The 6,048-nt window shown below is 65.7% G+C and carries 6 protein-coding genes; 1 reads left to right on the top strand and 5 read right to left on the bottom strand.

What is annotated here, in order from left to right:
- Positions 1–154: 154 nt before the first annotated feature.
- The 5 genes from ACFWUP_RS31195 to ACFWUP_RS31175 form a co-directional block, all read right to left on the bottom strand.
- Positions 155–781, bottom strand: a complete 627-nt coding sequence (locus ACFWUP_RS31195; RefSeq protein ID WP_379239580.1) for an MBL fold metallo-hydrolase — start codon at positions 779–781, stop codon at positions 155–157.
- The gene (locus tag ACFWUP_RS31190; RefSeq protein ID WP_379239579.1) at positions 775–1,860 is read right to left on the bottom strand and encodes an S-(hydroxymethyl)mycothiol dehydrogenase; all 1,086 of its coding nucleotides are present in this window, start codon (positions 1,858–1,860) and stop codon (positions 775–777) included. Before ACFWUP_RS31190 ends, ACFWUP_RS31195 begins: the two co-directional genes overlap by 7 nt.
- Positions 1,861–1,918: 58 nt before the next feature.
- Positions 1,919–2,137 carry a three-helix bundle dimerization domain-containing protein gene (locus tag ACFWUP_RS31185; protein WP_379239578.1) on the bottom strand — a complete coding sequence of 73 codons (219 nt, stop codon included), beginning with the start codon at positions 2,135–2,137 and terminating at the stop codon, positions 1,919–1,921.
- 36 nt (positions 2,138–2,173) lie between these two features.
- Positions 2,174–3,043: a hypothetical protein gene (locus ACFWUP_RS31180; protein WP_379239577.1), complete on the bottom strand. Its 870-nt coding sequence runs from the start codon at positions 3,041–3,043 to the stop codon at positions 2,174–2,176.
- Positions 3,044–3,168: 125 nt separating this feature from the next.
- Positions 3,169–3,807: a TetR/AcrR family transcriptional regulator gene (locus tag ACFWUP_RS31175; RefSeq protein WP_379239576.1), complete on the bottom strand. Its 639-nt coding sequence runs from the start codon at positions 3,805–3,807 to the stop codon at positions 3,169–3,171.
- A gap of 155 nt (positions 3,808–3,962) precedes the next feature.
- Here ACFWUP_RS31175 and ACFWUP_RS31170 point away from each other — a divergent pair.
- A partial coding sequence (locus ACFWUP_RS31170; RefSeq protein ID WP_379239575.1) for a CocE/NonD family hydrolase occupies positions 3,963–6,048 on the top strand: 2,086 nt, incomplete at its 3' end.

Below are 6,048 nucleotides of genomic sequence, written 5' to 3'. Positions count from 1 at the left end.
AGATTCGTTCTGTCGCAAGAAGAATCATCGATCAAGGGCTTCTTTCGTGATCAAGTGGGGTTCTGAATGGCCCGCCCACCCGGTTAAAAACCAAGTTCATGGCGGAATTTCGGGCCGAAAACAACCCTGAGAGCCTGGTGATCGCCTGTCCAGCTCAGTGACCGCGGGCGATCCAGTCCGCGAGCGCCGGTTTTTCCGCGCCGATGGTGGTGGCGTCGCCGTGTCCGGTGTGGACCGTCGTTTCCTCGGGGAGTGTGAGCAGCCGGTCCCGGATCGAATCGATGATCGTGTCGAAGTCGGAGAACGAGCGGCCGGTGGCGCCGGGACCGCCTTGGAAGAGGGTGTCGCCGGTGAACAGGGCCGCGAGGTCGGGGACGTGCAGTGACACCGAGCCGGGGGAGTGGCCTGGCGTGTGCAGAATGTCGATATCGGTGCCCGCCACCGTGATTCGCGGGGTGTCCGCGAGTGAGCGGTAGGCGGCGGTCGGGTGGGTCATGCGCCAGAGCGGCTCGTCGCCGGGGTGCAGGAGAACGGGCGCGTCGAGGCGTTTCGCGAGTTCCGGGGCGACGGTCACGTGGTCGTTGTGGCCGTGGGTGCACAGAATCGCGGTGACGTGGCGGTTGCCGACCGCGGCGGTGATGGCGTCGGCGTCGTGGGCGCCGTCGATGACGAGCACCTCGTTGTCGTCACCGATGAGCCACACATTGTTGTCGACATCCCAGGTACCACCGTCGAGCGCGAATGTGCCTGACGTGACGACTCTTTCGATGCGGGTCACCAGACCACCACCGAACGCAGCACCTTGCCGTCGCCCATCGCGGCGAACGCCTGCTCGACCTCGTCGATGCCGATCTTCTCGGTAACGAACCGGTCCAGCGGCAACCTGCCCTGTCGGAACAGGTCGACGAGCATCGGGAAGTCGCGTTCGGGCAGGCAGTCGCCGTACCAGGAGGACTTCAACGACCCACCGTGTGAGAACAGGTCGATGAGCGGCATCTCCAGCTTCATGTCGGGGGTGGGAACTCCGACAAGCACCACCGTGCCGGCCAGATCGCGGCCGTAGAACGCCTGCTGCCAGGTCTCCGGGCGGCCGACCGCGTCGATCACCACATCGGCACCGAAACCGTCGGTGAGCTCCTTGATCCGCTCGACCACGTCCTCACTGGTCGCATCGATGGTGTGGGTGGCGCCGAAGTCCTTGGCCCAGTCCAGCTTTCGCTGATCGCGGTCGATCGCGATGATCGTGCCAGCACCGGCCAGGCGCGCACCGGCGATGGCGGCGTCACCCACACCACCGCAGCCGATCACCGCGACACTGTCACCGCGTGAGACGTTTCCGGTGTTCATGGCGGCGCCGATACCGGCCATCACGCCACAGCCGAGCAGGCCCGCGACGGCCGGGTCGGTCTCGGAATCGACCTTGGTGCACTGCTTTTCGTGCACGAGGGTCTTGTCGGCGAACGCGCCGACGCCGAGGGCGGGGGTGAGCGGGGTCCCGTCGGTGAGCGTCATCGGGACGCTGGCATTGTGGGTGTCGAAGCAGTACCAGGGGCGTCCGCGTCGACACGCTCGGCATTCGCCGCACACCGCGCGCCAGTTCAGCACCACGAAGTCGCCCTCGGCCACATGGGTCACGGCGTCGCCAACGGATTCGACCACACCGGCCGCCTCGTGGCCGAGCAGGAACGGGAACTCGTCGTTGATCCCGCCCTCGCGATAGTGCAGGTCGGTGTGGCACACCCCGCAGGCCTGGACGCGGACCACCACATCGTGCGGCCCCGGATCGGGAATCACGATGTCGACGGTTTCGACCGGCGCGTTCTGCGCGCGGGCGATGACTCCGCGGACGGTGTCGGGCATGCGGACCTCCTCATGGTTGACGTGAGCTACGTCAACGCTAGCCCGAGCGCGCGCCCGATCAATCCGGGATGGGTGGGATGTCCCCGGTCGGAGTGCCGAGCTCTTCCTTCACATGATGCTCGACGAGCAACGGCACGTAGTCGCGGATATGGACCTTCCCGAATGCGTCGTACACGCTGTGCACGATGTCGGCGATCTCGGCGGGTGCGATGGTCGGGTACCGGATGATCAACCGCTCGATGACCTCATCGAGCTGTCGGTTCTCGTTGGTGGTCATACTCCGGGGTTACCCGCAGACGCCGACGTTCAACGCCTACTTCTCGTCGAAAACCAGATCGGTCGGCGGATGGGTGAGGCGGACCGTCGCGCCGTCGATCACCGTGATCGCGTCGAGGCCGGTGGTGGAGTGACCGGTCGACACGATGAAGAAGCGGTCGGCCGCCTGGGCGAGGAACGCGGGGAAACCGTCGAGCGACAGGTCGCCGTCGCCGAGCTCGAGGTAGTCGGCGAGGCGGCGGAACAGTTTCGGGAGCAGTACGAGGTCGTCGGTGAGCGAGGTCGGCGAGGTGACTGCGGCGCCGCTCGTTGTCGCGTCGGTTGGCCAGATGCCGAGTCCGGCGGCCGCGGCGGCGTTCGCGGTGGCGGTGAATTCTTCGCGCAAGGCAGGGAACAGGCTGCGGTAGAACGTGGGGTAGGCCAGGCCGGTCGCCAACTGATGGTGGTTGAGGGTGAGGCGCAGCAGGGCGACGTCGACGAAGGTCTCGCTGCCCGAGTCGCCGGGTGCGGGTCCACGCCCGGCGAACGCGACGCATCGGCCGTGCAGATCGGCGCCGCGGGTCAGAATGAAACCGGGCACGTCGGCTTGATCGGTACTGGTCACCGTCTCGCTCGCGTTGCGGACGACGCCGGTGAAGCCGAGCCAGGCCAGCAGTTCCTCGGCGGCGGCGTGAGCCAGTGGCAACGGTTGGTGCATGCGGGTGCCGTGCCGGGGCGTGTAATGCGTTTCGAGCGAATCGATGCCGTCGAGGCGCAACTGAGCAGCCCCCGAAGCGTTGCGCTTGACCCGATGCGGACCGCCGACCCGATCCCAGAGAGTGAGGTCGTCGGGCCGGAAGCGCACCGAATCACCGTCGGGCTGAGCGCCTTTGGCGACGAAGACTCCGGAGATCAGTAGAAACGGCATCGCGCATCCTTCGCTCATCGTGGATAGGCGACGACGCTGTCGACACAGACACACCAGTGTGGGCACATGGTGTCGCACAAGGCAATACGTCAACGCGATGGTTCGCCGCTGTTCACCCGAAGTTCCTAGCCGAGTCTGGCCAGTACCGCGTTGACCACCAGGCACGCGCTGTCCACCACATCGGTCATCGGCTGGCGGTACTCGTCGAGGACCCATTTCTGGGCGATGATCACGATCGCCCCGACCAGGCCGAACAGCACCGTGCGCACGTTCACGGCGGGGTGGGTTTCCAGGTCGACGTGCGGGGTGACCAGCGCCAGGCAGATGTCGACCAGGGCGTCGAGTACGTCGTAGTAGGCCCGGTCCACCGCGGGGCTCACGCCGAGAATCTCGAAGAACGCGATCCTGGGCACCCTGGGGTCGTCGAGGATGAGCTGGAAGTACGCGGTGAGTGCGACGCGCACCTGGGTGTCGACGTCGGTATCGGCATCGCGGATGCCCGTGTGGATCGCCTCGATCATCCGCGCGGCCGTCTCGCGATACACCTCGAGCAGCAAATCCTCACTGTCGGAGAAGGATTCGTAGAAGTAGCGTTTTCCGACGCCTGCCGCCGCGCAGATCGTGGTGACTGTGGTGTTGCGGTAGCCGTCGATACCGAAGGCATCGGTGGCCGCCTCGATCAGCCGGGTGCGGCGTTCCTGCTGACGCTGCCCCGGCGCGGCGCCGCGGTATCGGCGGCCGTCGTCGAGCTCGGGCGCTGTCACAGTGCCGATTCTGTCAGGTGATCGCCGCGGGGCGCGCGCGGGCGCTGATCGTGGATTACCCAGAACATGTTCTTGCGATCGAACGTGACGCGCGCTACGTTACTTTGCGGTACGGGAACGGCATGGTTCCCGATGGTGGAGGGCTGAACCGAAGCATGATCACACATCGTGGACGGCTGGCTGCGCTCGTCGCATCGGTCGTCGTATTCGCAGGCGTAGTCGCATCTGCGCCGGTCGGAGTGGCATCGCCCAACGCGGAGGGCCTCGACGCGCAGTTCGTCGCCACCCATAATGCACCACAGCAGTACCCCAACGTCTTCATCGAGTGGGACGTGCCGATCACCATGAGCGACGGCACCGTATTGAAAGCCAACGTCTATCACCCGGCCGGTGCCGACGGGCAGCCGATCGCAGCACCGACGCCCACGATCGTCAACATGACGCCCTACACCAAGCTGGTCACCAACGTCGCCGACTCGACGCTGTCGGTGCCGGGGCTGTCGGAACTGCTGAACCCGGTGTTGGCGAACCTGGACTTCTCGCCGTTCGGTTTCAGCAGCCTCAGCGACATGTTCCGGATCGTCCCCGGCGGCGCGGCTCGCACCTTCTCCGTCGACCGGAACCTGATCCGCAGCGGCTACACCCAGGTGGTCGTCGACGTGCGCGGCACCGGTTTCTCGCAGGGCACCTGGCAGGTGTTCGGCGAACGCGAGCAACTCGATGGTGTCGAGGTCGTGGACTGGGCTGCCGAACAGGGTTGGTCCGACGGCAAGATCGGGATGAGCGGGGTGTCCTACTCGGGCATCAACCAGTTGCAGACCGCGCAGCGTCATCCCGAAGCTCTGAAGGCGATCTTCCCGATCGTGCCCGGTAGCGACCTGATCCGCGACGTCGCCGCGCCCGGCGGCAACCTCGGCGTCGGCTTCATCCCGATGTGGTTGCTCGCCGTCAACGGCGCGAAACTGCTCCCCGACATGGTGTCGATCTTGACCGGCAAGTTCGACTGGGTCTGGCTCGCCGATCGCGTCCGCGACCCGTTCACCTTCTTCAATGTGCTGATCGCGGCGCTGAGTACGCCGACCGTCGACCAGATCCCGCCGGAGCTGGCGCCGATCCTCGACGACGACAGCCCGCTGCGCACCTCCTGGGTCGGCAAATCGGATCAGGTGCAGGTGCCGACCTTCGTCTACGGCGGCTGGCACGACCTGTTCACCCACACCACCCCGCAGATCTACAACGCGGTCGATGTGCCCGCCGAGCAGAAGAAGCTCGTCATGGACGACATCTACCACATCACGTTGAGCTCGGGCATGGGCCAGCCCGCCGGGCCCGCGCCGCTGGACGCGTTGCAGCGCGCGTGGTTCGACAAGTGGCTCAAGGGAATCGACAACGGCGTCGATCGCTATGACTCGGTCACGTTGTGGCAGCAGGGAAGTGAGCAGTGGACCAGCGACGTCTCGTTCCCGCGTCCTGGTATGGAGTACCGGCGGATGTACCTCGACGGTGCGTCGTCGGGGACCGCGCCGGGCGCGCGGTTCGACGGCAGTCTGGTCACCGAACCCGGTGCGGCCAAGCGTGTTTCGATCGAACCGGGGCTGACCACCATCTGCTCGCGTGATTCCGCGCGTGGCATGGCGGGCCTGATACCGCTGCCGGATGCCTGCCTGAAGGACGCCCGCATCGCCGAAAGTGCTGGACTTACCTTCACTTCGGCCCCGGTGACCCAGCCGACCAAGATCTCCGGTTCGATCGCCGCCCATCTGAACACGGTGCTCGACGCGACCGACGGCTACTGGACAGTGACGGTCAATGATGTTGCCCCCGATGGCCGTTCGACGGTGTGGACGCAGGGTCAGGTGATGGCGTCACTGCGCGCGATCGACGACAGCAAGTCGACCCGCTCACCCAACGGCGACTACACCGAGCCGTTCCCGTTCCTCACCCTGGACACCCGCCGACCGGTGGTGCCGGGCGAGCCGACGACGGTCGACATCAGCATTCGCGGTACCGACGGTGTGCTCCTGCCCGGTCATCGCCTGCGTGTGGATGTGTTCCCGAGCAACTTCCCCAGCGTTGTTCCGTTGCGGCCGTTGCTGAATGAAAGTGGTTTGAAGACACAGCATCTCGAGCTGGATCCGTCACGCCCGGGTCAAGTCCCCAGTAGTGGTGTAACGCAAATCCTTCGGTTCAATGGGTCAGGCGCTGAGTTCGAGGGTGGGTTCGTTCACCTCGTTTCCGGTA

Source organism: Nocardia sp. NPDC058658 (assembly GCF_042716665.1).
In the GTDB taxonomy this organism is placed as follows: domain Bacteria; phylum Actinomycetota; class Actinomycetes; order Mycobacteriales; family Mycobacteriaceae; genus Nocardia.
This window is presented reverse-complemented; position numbering and strand designations above follow the sequence as displayed.

Excerpts from the sequence above, each read along its gene's own strand:
- ACFWUP_RS31180 (WP_379239577.1), bottom strand. The coding sequence starts at position 3,043 with ATGCCGTTTCTACTGATCTCCGGAGTCTTCGTCGCCAAAGGCGCTCAG.
- ACFWUP_RS31190 (WP_379239579.1), bottom strand. The coding sequence starts at position 1,860 with ATGCCCGACACCGTCCGCGGAGTCATCGCCCGCGCGCAGAACGCGCCG.
- ACFWUP_RS31185 (WP_379239578.1), bottom strand. The coding sequence starts at position 2,137 with ATGACCACCAACGAGAACCGACAGCTCGATGAGGTCATCGAGCGGTTG.